The sequence below is a fragment of the Paraburkholderia sediminicola genome (assembly GCF_046026895.1).
In the GTDB taxonomy this organism is placed as follows: domain Bacteria; phylum Pseudomonadota; class Gammaproteobacteria; order Burkholderiales; family Burkholderiaceae; genus Paraburkholderia; species Paraburkholderia sediminicola_C.
In genome coordinates, this window is sequence record NZ_JAQQEU010000028.1 from 31,402 (window position 1) to 52,499 (window position 21,098).

General features: G+C 62.3%; 16 protein-coding genes and 2 pseudogenes. 9 read left to right on the plus strand and 9 right to left on the minus strand.

What is annotated here, in order from left to right:
• Positions 1-69 precede the first annotated feature (69 nt).
• Both PQR02_RS20310 and PQR02_RS20315 read right to left on the minus strand, forming a co-directional pair.
• On the minus strand, positions 70-2,391 hold the full coding sequence (locus PQR02_RS20310) for a response regulator (RefSeq protein WP_408234794.1): 2,322 nt from the start codon (positions 2,389-2,391) through the stop codon (positions 70-72).
• 223 nt (positions 2,392-2,614) lie between these two features.
• Positions 2,615-3,112 carry a YciE/YciF ferroxidase family protein gene (locus PQR02_RS20315; protein ID WP_408234797.1) on the minus strand — a complete coding sequence of 166 codons (498 nt, stop codon included), beginning with the start codon at positions 3,110-3,112 and terminating at the stop codon, positions 2,615-2,617.
• A 610-nt stretch (positions 3,113-3,722) separates the two neighbouring features.
• On the opposite strand from PQR02_RS20315, the gene PQR02_RS20320 reads away from it, so the two are divergent.
• The 3 genes from PQR02_RS20320 to PQR02_RS20330 all read left to right on the plus strand — a co-directional run bounded on the left by PQR02_RS20320 (position 3,723) and on the right by PQR02_RS20330 (position 7,084).
• The gene (locus PQR02_RS20320; protein WP_408234800.1) at positions 3,723-4,607 is read left to right on the plus strand and encodes a manganese catalase family protein; all 885 of its coding nucleotides are present in this window, start codon (positions 3,723-3,725) and stop codon (positions 4,605-4,607) included.
• 110 nt (positions 4,608-4,717) lie between these two features.
• Entirely contained in the window at positions 4,718-5,302 is a 585-nt protein-coding gene (locus tag PQR02_RS20325) for a phasin family protein (RefSeq protein WP_408234803.1), read from the plus strand.
• A 36-nt stretch (positions 5,303-5,338) separates the two neighbouring features.
• Positions 5,339-7,084, plus strand: coding sequence for a RecQ family ATP-dependent DNA helicase (locus PQR02_RS20330; protein WP_408234806.1), 1,746 nt, complete (start codon positions 5,339-5,341; stop codon positions 7,082-7,084).
• A 264-nt stretch (positions 7,085-7,348) separates the two neighbouring features.
• Here the strand turns inward: PQR02_RS20330 and PQR02_RS20335 are convergent.
• Positions 7,349-7,689: pseudogene (locus PQR02_RS20335) on the minus strand (aldehyde dehydrogenase); the annotation flags it as partial.
• 321 nt (positions 7,690-8,010) lie between these two features.
• Between PQR02_RS20335 and PQR02_RS20340 the strand changes: the two are divergent.
• Positions 8,011-8,412: pseudogene (locus PQR02_RS20340) on the plus strand (glycogen/starch/alpha-glucan phosphorylase); the annotation flags it as partial.
• A gap of 74 nt (positions 8,413-8,486) precedes the next feature.
• Here the strand turns inward: PQR02_RS20340 and PQR02_RS20345 are convergent.
• The 6 genes from PQR02_RS20345 to PQR02_RS20370 form a co-directional block, all read right to left on the minus strand.
• Positions 8,487-9,812, minus strand: a complete 1,326-nt coding sequence (locus PQR02_RS20345) for an MFS transporter (RefSeq protein WP_408234809.1) — start codon at positions 9,810-9,812, stop codon at positions 8,487-8,489.
• Between the two features lie 185 nt (positions 9,813-9,997).
• Positions 9,998-13,579: an indolepyruvate ferredoxin oxidoreductase family protein gene (locus tag PQR02_RS20350; protein ID WP_408234812.1), complete on the minus strand. Its 3,582-nt coding sequence runs from the start codon at positions 13,577-13,579 to the stop codon at positions 9,998-10,000.
• Positions 13,580-13,660: 81 nt separating this feature from the next.
• Complete coding sequence (locus PQR02_RS20355) at positions 13,661-14,674, minus strand: Ldh family oxidoreductase (RefSeq protein ID WP_408234815.1); 1,014 nt, start codon at positions 14,672-14,674, stop codon at positions 13,661-13,663.
• Positions 14,671-15,375, minus strand: coding sequence for a GntR family transcriptional regulator (locus PQR02_RS20360; protein ID WP_408234818.1), 705 nt, complete (start codon positions 15,373-15,375; stop codon positions 14,671-14,673). Before PQR02_RS20360 ends, PQR02_RS20355 begins: the two co-directional genes overlap by 4 nt.
• 6 nt (positions 15,376-15,381) lie before the next feature.
• Positions 15,382-16,533, minus strand: coding sequence for a UxaA family hydrolase (locus PQR02_RS20365; protein WP_408234821.1), 1,152 nt, complete (start codon positions 16,531-16,533; stop codon positions 15,382-15,384).
• Positions 16,534-16,537: 4 nt separating this feature from the next.
• The gene (locus tag PQR02_RS20370; protein ID WP_408234823.1) at positions 16,538-16,828 is read right to left on the minus strand and encodes a UxaA family hydrolase; all 291 of its coding nucleotides are present in this window, start codon (positions 16,826-16,828) and stop codon (positions 16,538-16,540) included.
• Positions 16,829-17,054: 226 nt separating this feature from the next.
• Here PQR02_RS20370 and PQR02_RS20375 point away from each other — a divergent pair, with 226 nt between their 5' ends.
• From PQR02_RS20375 to PQR02_RS20395, 5 genes are all read left to right on the plus strand, one after another.
• The gene (locus PQR02_RS20375) at positions 17,055-17,507 is read left to right on the plus strand and encodes a hypothetical protein (protein WP_408234826.1); all 453 of its coding nucleotides are present in this window, start codon (positions 17,055-17,057) and stop codon (positions 17,505-17,507) included.
• 14 nt (positions 17,508-17,521) lie between these two features.
• A complete protein-coding gene (locus tag PQR02_RS20380) occupies positions 17,522-17,869 on the plus strand; it encodes a hypothetical protein (RefSeq protein WP_408234829.1) in 348 nt (115 codons plus the stop codon).
• Between the two features lie 41 nt (positions 17,870-17,910).
• A complete protein-coding gene (locus tag PQR02_RS20385) occupies positions 17,911-18,882 on the plus strand; it encodes a zinc-binding dehydrogenase (RefSeq protein ID WP_408234832.1) in 972 nt (323 codons plus the stop codon).
• Between the two features lie 40 nt (positions 18,883-18,922).
• Positions 18,923-19,717 carry a TauD/TfdA dioxygenase family protein gene (locus PQR02_RS20390; RefSeq protein ID WP_408234835.1) on the plus strand — a complete coding sequence of 265 codons (795 nt, stop codon included), beginning with the start codon at positions 18,923-18,925 and terminating at the stop codon, positions 19,715-19,717.
• A 129-nt stretch (positions 19,718-19,846) separates the two neighbouring features.
• Positions 19,847-20,977 (plus strand): porin, encoded by a 1,131-nt coding sequence (locus PQR02_RS20395; protein ID WP_408234838.1) that lies wholly within the window; start codon positions 19,847-19,849, stop codon positions 20,975-20,977.
• Positions 20,978-21,098: the final 121 nt, after the last annotated feature.

Below are 21,098 nucleotides of genomic sequence, written 5' to 3' on the forward strand. Positions count from 1 at the left end.
CCGCTATGCGCGCTGTCCCTCTGACGTCGAAGCGACGATGAACGAGTCTTCATAAGCGCACATTGCTCGTCAGTCTTCGAACTTGGCACGCACGTGCTCCGCGAGCACTTCCGGCCGAAAGGGTTTGCGAATGACCTCCATGTCAGCCAGCGCATCGCCCGGCGCGTAGCCCGTCACCAGGATGACAGGAAGATCGGCATAGCGGGCCTTGATCGCCTCGGCGACTTCGCGGCCGTTCATGCCGCCAGGCAGCGCGACATCGCTGATCAGCAGATCGAAACGAGCACCTGCATGAAGGAGGCGCAAGGCGGCCGGGCCGCTGTCGGCTTCGAGCACGCGATATCCCTGTTCGCGTAACTGCTCGGCCGTCACTTCCCTCACAATCTCCTCGTCCTCGACCAGCATGATGGTTTTGCCGGTATCGCGGCCGTTCGCCGTATGATCGTCCCGTTCAGCGGGCGCCGGCATGCACAGGCGCACCGTCGTGCCTTTACCCGGCGCAGTGTCCACCTGCACGATGCCGCCAGACTGCCTGACAAAGCCGTAGATCTGACTCAGACCGAGACCGGCGCCTCGCCCTGCCGGCTTGGTCGTAAAAAACGGTTCGAAGGCCTTGTCGAGTACCTCCTGCGACATGCCAACGCCTGTATCGGACACAGCGATGCAACAGTAACGTCCGGGCTGCGCATCCTCGAAGGAGGAGAGTTCCGCTTCGGCCAGTATGACGTCGGTCGTGCTGATGGTGAGCCAGCCGCCATCCGGCATGGCGTCGCGCGCATTGACACACAGATTCAGCAGGGCACTTTCCATCTGATTCGGATCGCACATGGCCAGCCATTTGCCGTCCGCGAGCTTCAGTTCCACATTGATGGTTGCGCCGACGGCGCGGCGGATCATGTCCTCCATATCGCATGCGATCGTGTCCAGACTCACGAGCCGCGGCTCGAGCGTCTGCTGGCGCCCGAACGCCAGCAGCCTGTGCGTCAGCGCCGCCGCGCGCAGGGCGCCCCGCTCGGCGCGCTCCACGAGGCCGACGACCTCGGTCGGGCGTCCCTGCTGCATGCGCACGCGGATCATGCTCAGACAACCGATGATCGCCTGTAGCATGTTGTTGAAATCGTGAGCGATGCCACCAGTGAGCTGGCCGATCGCCTTCAGCTTTTCGCTATGACGCAGGCGTTCCTCCGCGCGCGAGCGCTCGCGGCTTTCGCGGTGTAGCGTGTCGAGCGCCGCCTGCAACTCCGCCGTGCGCGCCGACACGCGCGCCTCGAGTTCCTCGCCGCTGCGTTCCAGTGCTTCGCGAACGCGCGCCTGATCCTCCACATCGGTAGACGTGCCGAGCCAGCCGACGATTCGGCCGTCGGCCCGCACCGGCGTGGCGCGGCTCTGGAACCAGCGGTAGGCTTGGTCAGCAGCCCGGCGAATCCGGTGCTCGACGGCGAATTCGCCGGTGGCCTCGCACGCTGCCCAGGCCGCCATCGCTGCGTGCCGGTCATCCGGATGGACCGCGTCGAGCCACCCCAGCCCTAAACTGCTTTCTTCGGAAATGCCGCTATAGGCAACCCATTGCGGACTGCCCCAGGTGCGCTCTCCCGAACTGCTTGAAGTGAATACCAGTTGCGGAATCTGCGTGGCAAGCGTGCGGTAGCGTTCCTCGCTCTCGCGCAGCGAGGTGGCGTGCCGCCGCGTTTCTGCGGCGATGCGCAGCCGTTCGACAGCGGCGGCAAGCAGGTTGGCATATGAGCGCAGAAACTCGGTATCTGGACGCGAAAAATCTCGCGGCTCGAGACTGTCCACCTGAAGGATTCCATAGGGGCGCCGGCCTTTTCCACCGAGAATGACGACATTGACCAGCGCCTTCACGCCCGCATCGACGATGAACTGAGGGTAGCGAAAGCGCTTTTCCGTGGCGATGTCGCGGGATATGGCCGGCTCGCCAGATTCCAGCGCATAGCCTTCGGATGAGCCGGATTCCGCTTTGGCCGTCGCCCGTCCCACGACTCCGGGGGGCCATCCTACGCCGGCGCGCACTAGCAGGGTCGTCTCGTCGTCCTGCAATTCCATGACCTTCGCCATGTCGGTTCCCAACGCCTCGCCGACCAGCCGGCAGGCCTCGGACAATATTTCGTCAAGATTGTCTGAGCGAAGCGCCAGTTCACCGAACCTTGCCAGGACGGCCTGTTGATGAATAAGAACGGCTTCACGGTCAGCTGTGCTCACGTCGGATCTCCGCGGGCTTCCATGGATGACGACATGGGGCGAATCGTCAACCGGATCAACAGATATCGAGTCCCCGGGCGTGACGAGCGAGAATCGTTCCCGCAGCAGGGCTTGGCTCAGTGGAGGCAAGCCGTAGGCGCGAGGATGAGCCTGCTGATGCGAGCGGGACAACGCGCGGGCGTGGAACGCTCGATGCAGCGCGTCTGCTGGTCCAGCCGAAAATCGCCGTGAAGAGGTGGCAGCCACTCGTCGAAGTCGCCTCGGTTGACAGAAGCGGGCGCAAGACCGGGACGCGGCGCCACGTTCGCAACCTGGAGGCGGTGTCGTCGGGTGGTCAGGTCGTCGAGAGCGCGTGAGGCTCGCGCGGCCAATGAGCGCGCGAGCCAGCGCCCCGTCAGGCTGCTGCTGCCTGTGCGTTACCGGCTTTTTCCGCAAATTCGGAAAGCTTGAGATCGGTCGCCTTCTCCTCTTCAAGCGTCGCCTTGAGCAGTTTGACGCCCTCGGCGAATCCCAGTTGCTTGCCAATAGCGCACAGACTGCCATACGCCGCTATCTCATAGTGCTCGACCTTCTGGGCCGCGGCTACCAGGCCAGCGTCCAGCACGGGGCCTTTTTCGATTTCATCGATCAGTTCCTGACCTTCCTCGATCAGGCCTTCCATGGCAACGCACTTCATCCGTTTCAGGCGGATGCCGCAACTTTCAACCACTTGGTCGATCCGCTCAACCTGTCCCTGTGTCTCCTCCAGATGTGTCTTGAACGCGTCGCTCAATTGCGGATTGGACGCGGCACGTGAGAGCTTCGCCAGCGCCTTGGTGAGTTGCTTCTCGGCGCTGTAAATGTCCGACAGCATATGAACGAAGAGATCATCGACTGTTTTGCGCTGAACCATGATGGACTCCTTGAGAGGTTGTACGGGACGGAAGTCGAGCAACGCGTATGCCACGGCACTCAGGAACGGTTCGGCTTGGGGACGGCCGGTTAAATCCACGCAAGGCTGGGGAATCGGAATATTGTTGGGGAATGGATGCGAACGCTGCTGACGGCAAGGCAGCCGAGGGCGCGCGTCGAGATGAATCCCTGCAGCAGTCGGCCATTGACTCCTAACGCCGCGCATCGCGCAAAGAGAAAGGGTCCCTCGGCCCGCGTGCGGCCCCCAGTTTCGCGATCGGAGATCGGCGGCGAAGGAGATCTTGATGCGAGCAGAAACGATAGAACAGCGAAGCGGACAATTCGCAAGCCTAGGTGGCATCCGCTACAACCCATCTTCCGGGCACGACGCATGCGCAGTCCCAGGCGCAGGTATATCTCGTTGCGTTCCTGCGCGCACATCACGCCAGAGTATTCGCTCTGAGACATGGGTCGGCGACATTCCGCACATGCGCTCGTCCTCGCCCGCATAACCCGTTTTCCAATCAAGTGTCCTCTGTCCGACGTGCCTTCCGCTGCTCACGGCGGGACGAACGTCAACGGAACCCACAATCGTTTTCTGGAGAAATACGATGTTTGTGCACAACAAGCGACTTCAATACACGGTCCGCGTAGCCGCGTCCAATCCTGGTCTCGCCAATCTGCTCCTCGAACAGTTCGGCGGCCCGCAGGGTGAACTGGCCGCAGCGTGTCGTTACTTCACTCAGGCGGTAGGCGAGGAAGACCCGGGCCGGCGCGACATGCTGTTCGACATTGCGACAGAAGAACTCAGCCATCTGGAGATCATCGGTTCGATCGTTGCGATGCTCAACAAGGGCGGAAAGGGCCAGCTTGCAGAAGGCGTCGAGCAGGAAGCGGAGCTCTACCGTTCGCTCACGGGGGGCGGCAACGACTCGCACACCACGGCACTCCTTTATGGTGGCGGGCCGGCGCTGACCAACTCGGCGGGGGTGCCCTGGACGGCCGCCTATATCGACACGATAGGCGAGCCGACTGCGGACCTGCGATCGAACATCGCCGCGGAAGCGCGTGCGAAGATCGTCTACGAACGGTTGATCAATGTGACGGATGATCCAGGCATCAAGGAAGCTCTGGGATTTCTGATGACCCGCGAGATTGCCCACCAGAAGTCGTTCGAGAAGGCCTTGCACTCGATCCAGCCTAATTTTCCGCAAGGCAAATTGCCGGGCGTTCCAGAGTTCACCAACGTGTACTACAACATGTCCGATGGCGACGATGCACCGCGTGGTCCGTGGAATGACGGACCCGGGTGGGAGTTCGTCGAGCAGCCGGAACCGGCGGTCGATGGCGGCGATGGCCTCGCCAGCGTTCAGGTTTCTGAAAAAGAAGTCGAAGTGTTGAGTGCGATGGCATCGCGGACCGCTTCCGCAACTGAGACGGACCCCGTCACCGGTGCCGATCTGGGAGCCGGGCAGCCCACAGCAGTGTCGAAGTAAAAGCGCCAGCAGCAACGGACGCCGCCGGCACCCCTATGTCGGCGGCAGTCGTGCCCACCATGTCGTATTACGGCGCCACGCGCGCCTCTTCTGATCACAACGGAGTCCTTATGTACGTTGAGACCCTGAACCAGCTCTCCCCGCCCCATCTCGATGCGGTCATCGAGGCAGCATTCGACTGTACTGTGGAGATCTTTACCGGCATCCAGAGAGTCTTCGAATTGAATATCCAGACCGTGAGAACATCGTTGTCCGAGCAGCAGGCCTTCGCCGCCGCGGCACTCGCGTCCGGATCTCTTAGCGAGATAATCGATCTCCAGTCGCAGCGATACCCGGCCGCAATTAAAAAGACCTCCGCATACTGGCGGCATGTGGAAGATATTGCGGTTCAGACACGAGACGGGCTTTTCGGGGTCATGCACGAGCACTTCGGAAGCTTGTTTCAGACGTTCGCCGAGATGTTCGACATGGCGTCTACCGGCTTCGCGGCGTCGCACCGCGTCGGCATGTCAAGTCCGCTTGCCATGGCGCAACCGATGCTTGCCACCGAGGGGCAGGTATCGATCGTAGACAGTTCGGGAATGTCGTTTCGTTCAACGGTCTGCCGAACCGCAGGCCACGTTCACCCGCCCCCCCGCCGTAGACAATGGGAAGACGAGTTATTTTCGGCGTGCTGGCGTTTAGACGCTGCCTAGGCGCCAGCTCGACGGTTGCTAATTGAAGATTGCAATATGACACTTGACGAACGCCTGCGCAGCATGCGCAAAACAATGCGCGATATGTTCGGCATCGACGGACTGCGTCCCGGCCAGGAAGACATCATCCGCAGCGTGCTGGAGCGGCGCGACACGCTCGCCACGATGCCGACTGGCGCGGGCAAATCTCTCTGTTATCAATTGCCGGCACTGCATCTGGAGGGCACGACGTTGGTCGTGTCGCCGCTGATCGCGCTGATGAAGGACCAGGCCGATAAGCTGCTTGCAGCAGGGATAGACTGCACGCTCGTCAATAGCACCTTGCGCAGTCGCGCGGAACGGGAAGCACTGAACCGAATCTCCGACGGGCAGAGTGGGATCGTTTTTGTGACGCCCGAGCGCCTGGCGCAACCGGCGTTCATCGACATTCTCCGCGCGCGACCCGAGCAACGCGTGGGGCTGGTGGTCGTCGATGAAGCGCATTGCGTGTCCCATTGGGGCCACGATTTCCGCCCCGCGTTCCTCGAAATCGCCGGCACGGTGAAGGCGCTTGGTCAGCCTCCTGTGCTGGCGTTGACCGCGACGGCAACAGCGAAAGTGCTGGACGACATTATCCGCTCACTCGGCTTGCGCGATCCGCGCGTGGTTCGCACCGGCACCTTGCGCGAGAATCTCCGGTATCGCGTGGTTCAGGTCGGGGCCGCGGGTGGCAAGGATGGGGCCGCGCGCACCATGGCCGCCAAGCGCGAGCAACTGTCGACACTGCTTGCATCGCTATTGGGTTCGGGCATCGTCTACGCGGCTACCGTTCGCGATGTGGAGCGCATCCATGGCTGGCTGAACGAGGCGGGCGAATCGGTGTCACGCTATCACGGCCGTCTGTCAGCGGCGGCGCGCGAAAAGGCACAGGAGCAGTTCATGTCGGGCGCAACACGGCTGATGATCGCGACCAACGCATTCGGTATGGGCATCGACAAAGCCGATATCCGCTTCGTCATCCATTACCAGATGCCCGGCAGTCTCGACGCTTACTATCAGGAAACAGGCAGGGCAGGGCGTGACGGAGAGCCGGCCGATTGCATTCTGCTATTCGATCTGAATGACCGCCGGGTGCAGCAGTTTTTTCTCGCTGGCCGCTATCCGAGCGCCGAGCTCGCCCAACGCGTCTACGACGTGTTGACCGCACGCACTGCCGACACGAAAGCCGTCTCGCTCGCCGAACTGAAGGACGCATTGCCGGATGTCGGTGTAGGCAAGCTGGAAGTCGCCTTGAACATGCTGGTGGACGCACGCGTGGCGTGCCGCAACCGGCAGCGCCGATATCGCGTTCGCGTGCGTGAAGCCGCTCGGGAAACCGCACACGAAACCGTCGCGAAAGCTGCCGCGCGATTCGAACAGATGAGCGCGCACGACAGGGAAACGCTGCAACAGATGATCGACTATGCGCAGACTGGCCAGTGCCGATGGCGTGCGATTCTGGACTACTACGGGGACACGCCGGCCATGGAGCGCTGCGGCGTCTGCGATAACTGTGTGAATCCTCCACAAATCGACGTCACGCACGATGCGATCGTCGCGCAGGAAGCATTGCCGGAGCAGTCGTCTTTACTGAAAGGGGAAAAGGCACCGAAGCGGCGTATCTGGACGTCCGGCGACGCGGTTCGCGTGCCGCGCTTTGGCGCAGGCGAGGTCGCGCTCGCCAGCGGCGACCAGGTGGCAGTCCACTTTCCGGACGGTAGCACGCGCACGTTCCTCGCAAGTTATGTCAGAGCGGGGCGATGAGTGGAGATTCACGCGGGCCGGCCGTCGTCTTCAATTGCCGCTTTCGTCGCGCAATCTGCATTCATCTACAGTCGCAACGACGAGGCGTAGCCGATAAAAATGCATGCGCATATCGCCCTGCCAGGTAACGCAGCCCAGCGCATCGGTACGCGGCATCAAGACAGGTGCGATCCGATGCCCCGGCAATCGCCGCCCAGCCCCGTGCGACGACTGCCTTTCTCTCAACCACTGAAACTCCAACCGCACAAGCCACTAAAAAGCCACTCACGCGGCGGGCTTAAGAACTACCTTCGTCCAGCCGTCTTCGCGTTCGTCGAAGTGCTGGTAACCTTCCGGCGCCTTCTCGAGCGGCAACTCGTGAGAGATGATTTGCGACGGCCTCGCTTTGCCCGCCGCTATCAGGTCCCGCAATTTCCGGTTGTAGGCCTTCACGTTCGCCTGGCCCGTCGCAATATGCTGCCTTTCATCCATAGCTGCCCGAAGTCGAGTGCGAGCTGGCCCTGCTTCGCCAGTTGATCCTCGGCTTTGGGATCTTCGGCCACGAACACGCCGACCACGCCGATCCCGCCCGTCGGACGCACTGCCTTGATGAGGTTGTTCATCGTCAGGTTCTTCGCGCGCACTCTCTTCTCCATGCTTCGTTTCCATTGCATGTTCCTCAAGTAAGTCCGATGGCGCTCGCACCGCGAAACGCGTCGGGTGTAGAAGAGGCACCGCAGTTTTTCGAGCGGCATCGGACGGGCGTCCTGCCCGACCGTGCCACATAGTGAGCGAGCAAGAAGTGCGCAAGCGCCGGGCCTACCAGGCAATCCAGCGAGTGTGCAGCGGAGGTATGCAGCCAGCGGAACTGGGGGCGCTGCCGATCCGGCCTGCATTGTCCCTTGCGCCGGGCGGCCACACAGCCCGGTTTGCCGCCGGGTATCACTGTTGGCGAGGAAAACTCTTTCCTCTTTGGTCTGTCTGCCGACGAGGTGGAGCGTGTCAAGCGTGAGGGCTACCGCCCTGAGGATCATGTTCAAGGCAATGCGGAGTTGCGCGAAGCGCTGGAACTGATCGCAGAAGGATACTTCTCACGCGGCGACCGTGAGGTGTTCCGCCCGCTCGTAGAGAACCTGCGCAACTGCGATCCGTTTCTGGTGCTGGCCGACTACGCCGACTATGTCGCGTGCCAGGAGCGCGTGAGCGTCGCCTGGCAGGATCCGGGATACTGGACGCGCATGTCGATCCTCAATACTGCGCGCTCGGGGAAATTCTCGTCCGATCGCGCCATCGGCGAGTACTGTGAACGAATCGGGAACATTTCCCCGGTAAGGATAGCCCTTAACTGAAGGCCACAGGCTCGCAGCGCCGCAGAAGCTTCCCGCCATGCGGCGTTGCGAACCAACACCAAGGATGAAACAGTCTATTTAAGCTGGCGACCCAGGGTCTCCGGCACCATCGCCAGACCGATTAACGACAGCAGACCGCATCCGATCACGTAATACGCGGGCGCACTGGCGTCGTGCGTCAAATGAATCAGCACGGTCGAGGAAAACTGCGCAAAGCTGCCGAAGACCACCACCGCGACGTAGTAACTGACCGACAGGCCCGTGGCGCGCAGCCGCTGAGGCAGCACTTCGCTTACCAGCACGAGGGTGGAAGCCGAAGTCATCGCCATGGGCACGGCCAGACAGGCACTCACTGCCAGCAGGCAGGGCAATGTAGGGTAGCTATTCAGAAAGACGAAGGCCGGATAGATCATGACGAGCAGCGCCACGCGCGACCACCAGACGACAGTACGGCGACCGCGGCGATCACTGAGCCAGCCGGCTAGCGGCGAGAGAAAAGTGAGCACGAGCGAGCCGACAAAACCGGCCCAGATCGACTGGGACAGCGGAATGTGCAACTGGATCGTGGCGTAGTTGGGAAGATAGAACACGACGACGTGCACCGCGGACGCGAGACCGATCATCAGCAGCACGCTTGCGAGCAACACGCGCCAATGCTCTTTCATCAACTGCCGATGGGTGTGGGCATCGCTGTCTCCCCACTTCTTCGGCACCAGCGTTTCGTCGAGGCGGCTGCGGATCATCACGCTGATCGGGATCACGAGAACACCGATCACGAATGCCATCCGCCAGCCCCACGAGGCTAACGACGCGGGCGGCAGAACGTTGGTCAACGACAGCGCAACGAGTGCGGCAAATACCGCCGCGAGTCCCTGACTGAACGGTTGAAAGCTCGTATAGAAGCCGCGCGACTTCTCATCGGCGTACTCGAGCAGCATCGCGCTGGCGGGGCCCATTTCACCGCCGATCGCAAAGCCCTGAAGCAGGCGGGCGAGCGTCATCAGAATGGGCGCGAAGATGCCGATCTGAGCGTAGGTCGGCGTCAACACGAGAAGGGCTGCGCTGAGGGCCATGAGCCAAAGCGTAAGGATCACAGCGGGCTTGCGCCCAACCCGGTCCGCGTAAGCGCCGATAACCAGTCCGCCGATAGGCCGCATCACGTAACCGATGCCGAATGCGGCGAAGGATAGCAATAGCTGGCCGAACCGGTCGGTGACGGGGAAATACATTGGGCCGATCAGCGTGGCGAAAAAGTTGTACACCACGGAGTCGTACAGTTCCAGTCCGCTGCCGACCGTGATCGCGGCGATAGCCCCCGATTTGCTAAGTGGCCGCGATCCGGATCTGACCGAAGCGCTGGGATGCACTGGCGCATGAGAGGCGCTGCGTTGATTGGGCATGAATATCTCCTGAATTGTCTGGCTGCGCCAGTGTGTGCCCGCTCTTTGGCGGATCGGTTCGATAAAGCTGTACGGCAGTACCTGAGTGCGGCTCGCGTGGTGGCGCGAGACCGCTCATTTCCTTCGTCGTGCCGGGCCGTTCGAGCTGGCGAAGCGGCTTTGCCGGACCGGGACACGTTGCTATGTCACGGGGTCATCCGGGCGACGACGTCACGCGCCGGGTTGTGAGGGGCCGACGCCGCATCGCGCCATTGCTCCATGAGTTGATCCCAACGAACGCGCACCGCCGCGAGATTGCGCGCCTTGACGTGACCGTATCCGCGAATTCCCTCCGGAACACTGGCAATCTCGAGCGCCGCGGCAAGATTGTCCTGGGAGAGTTGTTTGAGAATTTCCTCGACGCACGCGCGGTATTCACCGATCAGTCGACGTTCCGTGCGGCGTTCCTCGGTACGGCCGAACGGATCGAACGGGGTGCCGCGCAGCATCTTCAATGCAGCAAGCCCACGGAAGGCCGGCCGCACCCAGGACCCGAACGGACGCTTGATGGCTTCACCGCGAGCGTTGCGTTTGGCGAAAAGCGGGGGGGCCAGGTGGTGCACGAGACGGACGTCGCCCTCGAACATCGATCCTACGCTTGCGGTAAACGCAGCGTCGGTATGCAGGCGCGCGACTTCATATTCATCCTTGTATGCCATCAGCTTGAACAGGTAGCGTGCGACCGTCTCGGTCAGGCGGCGGCTGCCGTACCGCGATTCCGAGTCGCGCACCTGGTCCACGAACGCTTCATAGCGAGCGGCGTATGACGGGTTCTGGTACTGCGCGAGAAATGCAGCCCGCTTGCTGATGAATTCGTCGAGCGACGGCGTTTTCGTGATCTGGATCACCTGCGAATTCGCCCCGCGTACCGGTACGCTGGCGAGGTCATGCGCGCAGTGGCGCCCCCATTCGAAGGCCACCTTGTTGTTGTCGATCTGCACACCGTTAAGCTCGATTGCGCGCATCAGCGATTCACGCGTCAGCGGCACGCGGCCTTTCTGCCACGCATAGCCGAGCAACATCAGGTTGGAGTAGATGGACTGTCCGAGCAATTGCGTCGCGGCCAGTTCGGCATCGAAAACACCCAGTTGTCCGTGCGCGACGCTACGGGCGATCGCCGCCATCGCCTCGTCGCCGGGAGCCTTCCAGTCGGGATTGCGCACGAACGCGGCGGTCGACGTGACGTGGCTGTTCAGTACGACGAAGGTCCGGCCAGGCTGCATCATCGCGAGCGTGGACTTTTGCGAAGCGACGACCGTATCGCAGGCAAGCACCAGGTCAGCCATCGCCACATCGACCCGCGCGGCATGCAAGGCGTCCTGCCGATCCGCAATCTGGATGTGGCTCCAGGTCGCGCCGCCCATCTGAGCCATGCCGGTCGCGTCCTGCGTGATCACGCTCTTGCCTTCGAGATGGGCCGCCATGCCAAGCACCTGGCCGATCGTGACAATGCCGGTCCCGCCCACGCCTGCCACCACGATACGGCGTGCGACGGTGGCATCGGGCAGGTCCGGTTCCGGCAGTGCCGGCATGTCCGCGAGCGTCACCTTGCGCGCGGCTTCAGGCTTGCGCAGCCGTCCGCCTTCGACGGTGACGAAGCTGGGACAGAAGCCCTTCACGCATGAGAAATCCTTGTTACACGTGTTCTGGTTGATCTGCCGCTTGCGGCCGAATTCGGTCTCGAGCGGCTGAATGGCGACACAGTTGCTCTCTACGCCGCAATCGCCGCAACCTTCGCACACCAGTTCGTTGATGATCACGTGCTTGTCGACTTCGGGCATCGTGCCGCGCTTGCGCTCGCGGCGCTTTTTCGTGGCGCACATCTGGTCGTAAATGATGACCGTGGCGCCTTGCACTTCCCGCAGCTCACGCTGGACCGCGTCGAGTTCATCGCGATGCCGTACCGTCACCCCGGTGGCGAAGCCGGTCGCCGCGGCATATTTGGCCGGATCGTCCGTCACCACGACGATGCGTTTGGCGCCTTCGGCCGTCAACTCGCAGGTCATGGCAGGCACGTCGAGCTGGCCGTCTACGGGCTGGCCGCCTGTCATCGCGACGGCGCTGTTAAACAGAACCTTGTACGTGATGTTCACGCCCGCATGGATCGACTGCCGGATGGCAAGCAGGCCGGAATGGTTGAAGGTGCCGTCGCCGATGTTGGCAAACATGTGGGTGCGGCGGCTGAACGGCGCTTGCCCCATCCACGCGACACCTTCGCCCCCCATCTGGGCCCACGAAGTGGTGGAGCGGTCCATCCAGGTCGCCATGCCGTGGCATCCGATACCCGCGGTGGCCTGCGATCCCTCCGGCACGCGGGTGCTGGTGTTGTGCGGACAGCCCGGGCAGAACCAGGGTTTCCGCTCGGAATCGCCCGTGAGCAGACTGACTGCGCACTCTCTGGCCTCGATTTCCGCGAGCCGTCGATCCATGCGCGCCGCGACGTCCGCCGGTACGCCGAGCCGCTTCAGACGCGCCGCGATCGCCTTCGCGATCAGTGCCGGAGAGAGGTCTGCTTTTGCGCGCAGCAGCCAGTCCTCGCCCGGCGCCCGGTGGCTCCATTCGCCGCCGGCATGGTCGGCGCCGGCTTCATGGTATTTGCCGACAACGACCGGACGTGAATCGGCGGGGTAATGATAGAGCTCGTCCTTCAACTGCTGCTCCACGATCGGTCGCTTTTCTTCGACCACGAGAATCTCGCGCAGACCGCGCGCGAATTCGCGCACGCTCAGGGGTTCGAGCGGCCAGACGACGCTGATCTTGTGCAACCGGATGCCCAGTGCGCGGCATTGCGCTTCGTCCAGACCGAGGTCGAGCAGGGCCTGGCGCGTATCGCCATACGCCTTGCCGCTGGCCACGATACCGAAACGGTCATTGGGCCCTTCGATCACGTTGTGGTTCAAACGGTTTGCGCGGATGTAGGCGAGCGCGGCAGGCCACTTGTACTCCATCATGCGCGCTTCCTGCACGAGCGGATCGTCCGGCCAGCGGATATGCAACCCACCTTGGGGGATCGCGAACTCGCCCGGGAGCACTGTCTGAACACGGTGGGCGTCCGTCAGTACGGAAGACGCTGCTTCGACGACTTCCTGAACCGTCTTCATGCCGGCCCAAAGACCGCTGTAGCGGCTCATCGCGAACGCGTGCACGCCGAGGTCCAGGATGTCCTGCACATTGGCAGGGAAAAACACCGGCAGGCCGCAGGCGATGAAGGTGTGGTCACTCTGATGCGCGAGCGTGCTGCTTTTCGACACGTGGTCGTCGCCCGCCAGCGCGATCACGCCGCCGAGTGGCGCGGTGCCGGCGAGGTTCGCATGCTTGAGCGCGTCGGCACTGCGGTCGACGCCCGGGCCTTTGCCATACCAGATGCCGAACACGCCGTCGTATTTTTTGCTGGGCGCGTCGAATTCCAGTTGCTGCGATCCCCACAACGCCGTGACACCGAGCTCTTCGTTGACGCCGGGCTTGAAAACGACATGCTGTTCCGCCAGATGTTTTTTCGCCTGCCAGAGTGCCTGGTCGTAGCTGCCGAGGGGCGAGCCGCGGTAGCCCGAGATGAACGCGGCGGTCTTGTGCCCGGCGTGCTCATCACGCGCGCGTTGCATGAGCGGCAGGCGCACGAGTGCCTGCACGCCATTCATGAAGGCACGCCCCGTTTCCAGCGTGTATTTGTCGTCGAGCGTGACGACTTCCATGGCCTTACGGGTCGTTGCTGTAAGAGGGGCGTTCATATGAATGTGTCTCGTCGGTATTTGTATTAAGGATGGCTAAATTGTCGGGCTGGATACCCACAATGCCGGAGTGCGTGGTCCCTATCCGGGAAAGCTCACGCGTAAGCGATCGCCGAGGGCGCGCAGTTCGTCCCTGATGGACGCGGGCAATACCACGCCTTCCTCGCGGGCCTGCCGCTCCAGCGCGTCGCCGCGTTCGCCCGGCAGTCGCGCGCCGTCGCCGCCTGCCGTACGGTACGTCTGCGTCCATTCGTCCATGTAATTTCCAAATGCTGGAGATTGGGCGTATTGATCGGGCCGTACCAGCCACAGGAACGCTGCTTGCATCGCATCGCGGCGCTGCGGCGGGGGCGCAGGGGCAGCCGCCGCCAATGCACCGGCGAGACATTCGACCATCATCGCAATGCCGATACCCTTGTGGCCGCCCATCGGCAGCAGAAAGCCACCGAGTGCGCGCTGCGCGTCGGTCGTCGGCTGGCCTTCGGCATCGAGTGCCCAGCCTTCCGGAATAGGATCGCCATCGCGCGCGGCAAGCAGTATGTGTCCACGTGCCGCGACGCTGCAGGCTACGTCGAAAACGATCGGCGCGTGCCCAGGGCGCGGGCAGCCGAATGCGATCGGGTTGTGTCCGATGGCCGCGCCGCGAAATCCGTCCATCGCGAGCGCGGGCGGCGTGTGCTGGCCCATCATGCTGAAGGCGCCGCCTTCAGCGGCGAGCAGCGTGTGGATGCCCAGCGCGCCCAGATGACCGCACGCCTGGATCACGATCAATACGGAGGCGCTCGTCTTCAGCGCGTCGAGCCCGAGCCGAACCGCGTAAGGACCGGCTAACTGGCCCATCGCGCCGTCCGCGTTGAGCACGATGCCGCCGGGAAATGACCGGTACGTCAAGTCGGGCTGGGGGTTAAACCTGTTCGACTGAAGCCGCTCGACGTAGGAAGCCAGACGCGTCATGCCGTGCGTCCCGTAGCCCCGAAGTTCACTGCGGACGAGCACCGATGCGGCTTCGGCGGCCTGTGCGGGGGCGACGCCACAGATTTCAAAAACCCTGGATGTCCAGTTTTCGAGGGCGTCGGGGAGCAGGCGAACACTCATTGTCCATTCTCTCGGGTAATGACGAGCCGGTCGGAAAACGGCCCTGAATAGATTGACTGGTAGTAGACCGGCCGGTTGCGCAGCGTGTAGCCCCGCAACTCCATGATGAATCCCGGCTCGTTCGGGTCGAGGCGCAGTTCCTTCGCTGCCGCGGCTGGCAGCGTGCCGAACTGAATCCACTGGTCCACCCGCAACGTCGGCAGCGAAAGCCGCTGGGCGACGAGTTCACGCAGGTTCTTTTCCAGCGCGGCGCGGTCCACTCCGCCAAGCTCGGCGAAATCCTCCTCACGCAGCCAGAACTCGCTGTAGAGATCGAACCGTCCGCCCACGCTGATGACACGCTCGATACGCACGAATCCGTCGCCGCCGAGGAACTCGGACCATGCCCCCTTCCGTTTGAGCCGCTTCACCGAACGTGCGTGAACGTAGGAGGGAAGGTCGTTGCCATCCGCGTCGCGAAAACGCAGGTAGCGCACGTCGGCGGGCGCGACGCGCGAGCCCGACACGAAGGTGCCGCGACCCTGCTCGCGGGTGATGAGTCCCGAATGCACAAGCTGGATGAGCGCTTTCTGAACCGTCCCGACGCTCACGCCGTGGCTCACTGCGAGGTCGCCCTCGGAGGGCAAACGGTCGCCTTCGCGCAGGGACCCGGATTCGATGTGCCGGATGATCGCTTCCGACACCATGGATAGTTTTGTCATGTTCTCTTAGAGACTGCGTTCAAACCGGCTGACGGCAGTTTCCCGTACATCGAGCACTTCGCTGGCGAGACGCGTGCCCGATGCCACGTCCGTTGCATAGCCGTACAGCCGGTCACCTAGATCCGAAATTTTCATTCCCTGTTCGAGAATGCCGCTGGCGTCGAAGTCGATGTTGTCCGCCATCGTCCGCAGAGTATGGATGTTGCCACACACCTTGACGGTGGGCGCGACCATGTTGCCAATGGGGTTCCCCACGCCAGTGCCGAAGAATGTGAGTTGGCAACCGCCGGCAGCGAGCGCCGTCAGGTTTTCGACGGCGGCAGCCGGTGCGTCCATGAAATGAAGTCCCTTGCGGTGTGGCGCCTCTCCGTACCGCAGCACACCGACAAGCGGAGTCGAGCCGGCCTTGGCCATCGCGCCGAGCGCCTTTTCCTCGACCGTGCTGAGGCCGCCGCGCTTGTTATCCGGCGATGGCTGCGACTCGCGCATATCCACTCCGCGCAGGATTGCGGAGTGTTCCATCTTGCGAACGGCGTCGACGAACGCGGCCCGGACGGATTCATCCGCTGCACGCGCGGCGAACAGATGTTCCGCGCCGATGAACTCCGACGTTTCGGAAATGATGACGGTCCCGCCTTCCGCAACCAGACGATCCGCCATGCGCCCAATGGTCGGATTGCAACTGAGGCCGGACGTCGTATCCGAGCCGCCGCACTCGACGCCCACGACGAGTTCCGACATCGGGCACGGTTCGCGCCGCAGGCCCGAGGCGGCGATCGCGAGGCGCAATGCCTTGCGTGTGCCTTCGGCAATGCAGTGAATCGTGCCGTGCGGCTGGAGATGAACGGTCTCCACGGGCTTGCCGGTAGTGCGTATGCGCGAGGCGACGTCCTCCGTCGACGATTCCTCGAGCCCGACCACGAGGACGGCTGCGATGTTGGGATTGCGTCCGAGACCGGCGAGCGATTCGTACGCGAAGTCGAGATCCGGGCCGAATTGGCCTCGCACGAACAGTGTGGTGACGGGGATCGTACCGTCGACTGCGTGAGCAATCGTCCGGGTCACGGGGTTGCAATTGTCCATGACGGACACGATTGCCACCCAGTTGCGCACGCCGACGGTGCCGTTTGCGCGCCGATAGCCGAGAAATGTTGTCATCTGCTTACCCCTTGTTCAGATCGCCGCGTGCGCGGGTCGAGTCGATGTTGTGTACATGCGCGTGTTCTCCGATTCTCAGCGACTGGCGCGCGGTGCCGATCACCTGACCGTATTTGAGGATCTCCGCGCCAGCAGGCGTCTGCGTAATGCAGACCTTGTGCCCGAATGGCACGTCCTGCCGCAGCGTGATCTCGCCTGAACGTTCGCCCTGGAGAACACAACGGTCGCCTTCCGTTCCAGGATCGAGCAGCGTGGCGACATTGTCTGACGGGTTGAGCACAATCGCACGAGACATTGTCCAACTCCTATATAGATGTTCAACTTAATGTAGGACCCGAAGGACGGTTAGTCAAGCCGTAGTTCCCGCGATCCTTGGGACAAAGAATAGAACGGACGATGAATGTCCTATATAGGTGTTTGCCTGTACTCCTATATAGAAGTTGTTGACTTGTGGATGGCCGCCGTCTATCTTTCAATCCACGTAATGCAATGCGCCGGACGTACAGGGAGGGAGATTTGCGATGAACGTGAATTCGCATCTGGAGAAGATCGCCAGACTGGAATCGCTGCGTGCGCGCTTCGATGCGCTGGAAGATTTTGAACTGTGGTTCTGGGCCGGGATGACGGGCGGCACCCATGCGGTGAATGCAGCGCTGCACCATGCGGGGATCACCGCCGCCGATGATGTCTACGCGGCGCAGCCAGGGGTTTACCTCGTGCCTCAGCCGGACGGCACGCTGCGGCACGCATTCAGGCCTTTAGGGGACGTGCTGCATGTGGGCAGGCCTGCTGTCAAGGCGCCCGTGCCCGAGGATATCGCCTCGATGATGCACTTGATGGAAAGCGTGGAGCAGTATCGCGACCCCTGCGTCCGTCACGGCGTCGTACCAACAGCCGCGATCGTGAAGGAGTGCGATACGGCTGTGCTGGAATGCTTTCGTCTGTTGAATCAGCGGCTGAGGAGCGCTTCATGAACATTGAGCAGCACGTGGCCGCCGCCGAGCGGATCGAGCATTCGCTTCGGAAATGCCGCGCGGAAGATGTCGAAATGCAGATCGAGGCAGCAATGCTGGCTGGCACGCATTGGCTGAACGCTGCGTTGCACCGCATCGACGTCACCCAACCGGCAAGCGATGCGTTCCACACCTATCTTCTAACTGTCAACGAGTATCGAAAGCTCTGCGTGGCAAAGGCGGACATGGTTCGCGCGCTGTCGGAGATCGAGGACCTGCGTCCGGCATTCGTGCGCGGCAATATGCCTGGCGCCCAGGCCGCCGCGGACCGTGCGCGGGAGTTGCTATCGGTCATTCGGCTCAAGGCCAGGGAAGAACCCTGACCAGCGCTAAAGACCGTCCATATTTAAAGGAGGAGACACCAGTGAAAGCAGTACGTGTAGTGCCGACGCCGCACGGCGGCAAAGTCGAAGTGCAGGACATCCCCGTACCGCAGGTTGGGGCTGGACAGGTGCTCGTCAAAGTCCATGCAGCCGGGTTGAATCGAGGCGAGATCAACCAGGCGCGCGAGCTCCGTGCGGGCAACGCGATTACTGCCGGCGTCGAGCTGGCCGGCGAGGTGGTTCAGGTTGGCGATGGCGTCACGGCCTGGCGTGAAGGTGATCGCGTCATGGGTCACGGCAAAGCCTGTCAGGCGGAATACGTCGTCATCGATCCGCTTGCGCTGATGCGCATACCAGACAACCTCTCATGGGTCGACGCAGCCGCTTTCCCCAACGTTTTTATCACCGCGCACGATGCTGTCGTGACGAACGGCGAGCTTCGCGAGGGAGAGTCGATTCTGGTCAATGGCGCATCGGGGGGCGTCGCGATGGCGGCGATCCAGATCGCCTCCGTGCTGGGCGCGAAGCCCGTAATCGCAACATCCCGCTCCGCGGCGAAGCTCGACAAGCTCAGCCAGTTCGGCGTCGACGTATGCATTGATTCATCGCGCGAGTCACAGCTCGATGTCGTCATGGCAGCGACCGACAAGCGTGGTGTTGACGTGATCATCGACACCGTCGGCGGCCCGGTATTCGAGGCGAACATGGACAGCCTCGCAGTCAAGGGGCGGCTCGTCAATATCGCGCGGCTTGGTTCGGCAACCGCTCAGATCGACCTGACCAAGCTTTGGCTCAAGCGCCTGAAGCTGATTGGCGTGACGTTCCGCACGCGCACGGAGCAGGAACGGCTCGAATGCATCCAGGCGTGCGCGCGCGACCTGCTGCAGTTTCTCGAAGCGGGCCTGATCCGGCTTCCGATCGACCGCACATTCGCGATCGACGAAATCGCCCAGGCGCACGCGTATATGCAGCTCGATCAGCATGTCGGAAAGATCGTGCTGACGGTTGCATGAATTTGCCCAGATCAAATATATCGATTAACAGGAGACTTTTATGAGCATCCAGATTACTCCCTTGACCGGTTCGGTCGGCGGCCTGGTCGAACGCGTCAACCTGAACGAGCCCATCACACGCGATGTGTTCGATGTGCTGCACCGCGCCTTTCTCGAGCATGGCGTGCTTGTGTTCCGCGGGCAGTTCCTGCAACCGGGGGCGCACGTCGAGTTCGCGAGGCTCTGGGGCAACCCTGCGCAAAGCAATCCGCTGGACCCGGCGGTGCCCGGATTCCCCGGCCTGATCCAGGTCACGAAGATCCCAAAGGAGACCGCGTCGACCGAAGCGTGGCATTCCGACTCGATCTATACGCCTGTGCCGCCGAAGATTTCGATTCTCTCGGCCGTCGTCGTACCGCACGGCGGCGATACGATGTGGTGCAATCAGTACGTCTCTTACGACCGCCTGTCGCCGGTCATGCAACGCATGATCGAGGGTTTGCGCGCACGGTTTACCGGGCTGCGGCTTGCCCGCATGAGAGGCATCGACAAGATTCCGTCCGCCGTGCATCCGATTGTTCGCACCCACCCGGAGACACGTCGCAAGGCGCTTTACGTTGGCCATCCCGATACCGCCCAGCAGATCGAGGGAATGACGGTTGCGGAAAGCCGGCCGTTGCTCGACTTCCTGTATGAACACTCCACCACGCCGGACAACGTTTACCGCCACATGTGGCAGGCGGGCGACGTCGTGATGTGGGACAACCGCTGCACGATGCACTACGCCGTGCACGACTATGGTGAAGCTGAACGCGTGTTGAACCGCATTACGCTGGAGGGAGAAGTTCCAGTCTGACGCATCGTCGGATCGCCCGATCGACAGGCCACCGGTTAAGAGCAGTGACGGGTGGCGTCGATTGGAATTTAATTCGCTCTCCGAATCGAAGCGCAATTGGAAAGAGCCGGTAGGAGAAGAGGAGATCAAATGAAAAAGACAACGCTAGCAACGGCAGTGGTGGCAGTGGCCACTGCCGTTGCGTCGGTCCCTGCGTTTGCGCAAAGCTCGGTAACGCTGTACGGGATCGTCGATACGGGCATCGAGTATTTCACCCATGCCACGCCCACGGGCGGTTCCATCGTGCGGATGCCGGTGATCGGCGGAGGAGACGTGCCGTCGCGCTGGGGGCTGAAAGGCGCGGAGGACCTTGGCGGCGGATTGAAAGCGATCTTCACGCTGGAAAGCGGTTTCTCGGCGTCAAACGGCGCGCTGCAACAGGGTGGCCGCCTGTTCGGCCGGCAGGCTTATGTCGGTTTGAGCGGCTCGTGGGGCCAACTCACGTTCGGCAGGCAGTACAGCATGACGAACTGGGGCATGGTGGAGTCGAACATCATCGGCGCGGGTGGATTCGGCGGGCTGGCGTCGTTCGATCCTTATCTGCTGGCCGCACGCTTCGACAACGACGTCGTCTACATGGGCACGTTTTCCGGGGTAACTGTCGGAGCGAGCTATTCGACCGGGCGCGATTCGAGTACAGCGGGAAATTGCCCGGGCCAGACGGGCAATGACTTCCTCGCCTGTCGGGCGATCTCGGCCATGCTCAAGTACGACGGCAGTACATGGGGCGTTTCGACTACCTACGACGAGCAGCGCGGCGGTGCAGGCGCCACGCCGGTCACCGTCGTCCCGGGTCTGCCAGGCATTGCCTTCACGAACTCCGGCGATACAGACCGACGCTACCAGGTGGCCGCGCACGTCGATATCAAGTCAGTGCGTGTGGGCGCGGGTTGGCTGCACAGGGTGGTGGAGGGCAACACACGGTCGGCCAGAATCGATATCGAATACCTCGGCGCATCGGTGCCCTACGGCGCGTGGGTCTTCGATGGTCAGGTCTCGCGTATCGATAACAGCGAATTCGACGCCGACGGCACGATGGGCACCTTGCGGGCGAACTACAACCTCAGCAAGCGGACTGCGCTTTACGGCGTATTCGCCTATATGAAGAACAACGGCAAGGGGGGCATCTACTCGGTGTCGGCCTCCAGTACGGTCCCCGCGGCTCCGCATCCCGGGTCGAATCAGCTCGGCGTCGAGCTTGGCATCCGGCATCTCTTCTGAGGGAAGGCATACCGCCATGCGGCCGCAAGCGGGAGCGACAACAGTCATACGTGACGAACACGCCCGGGATGCGCGGACACGCGATCCGCGGTTTGGATCGAGCAGGTTTAAAAACAGTATC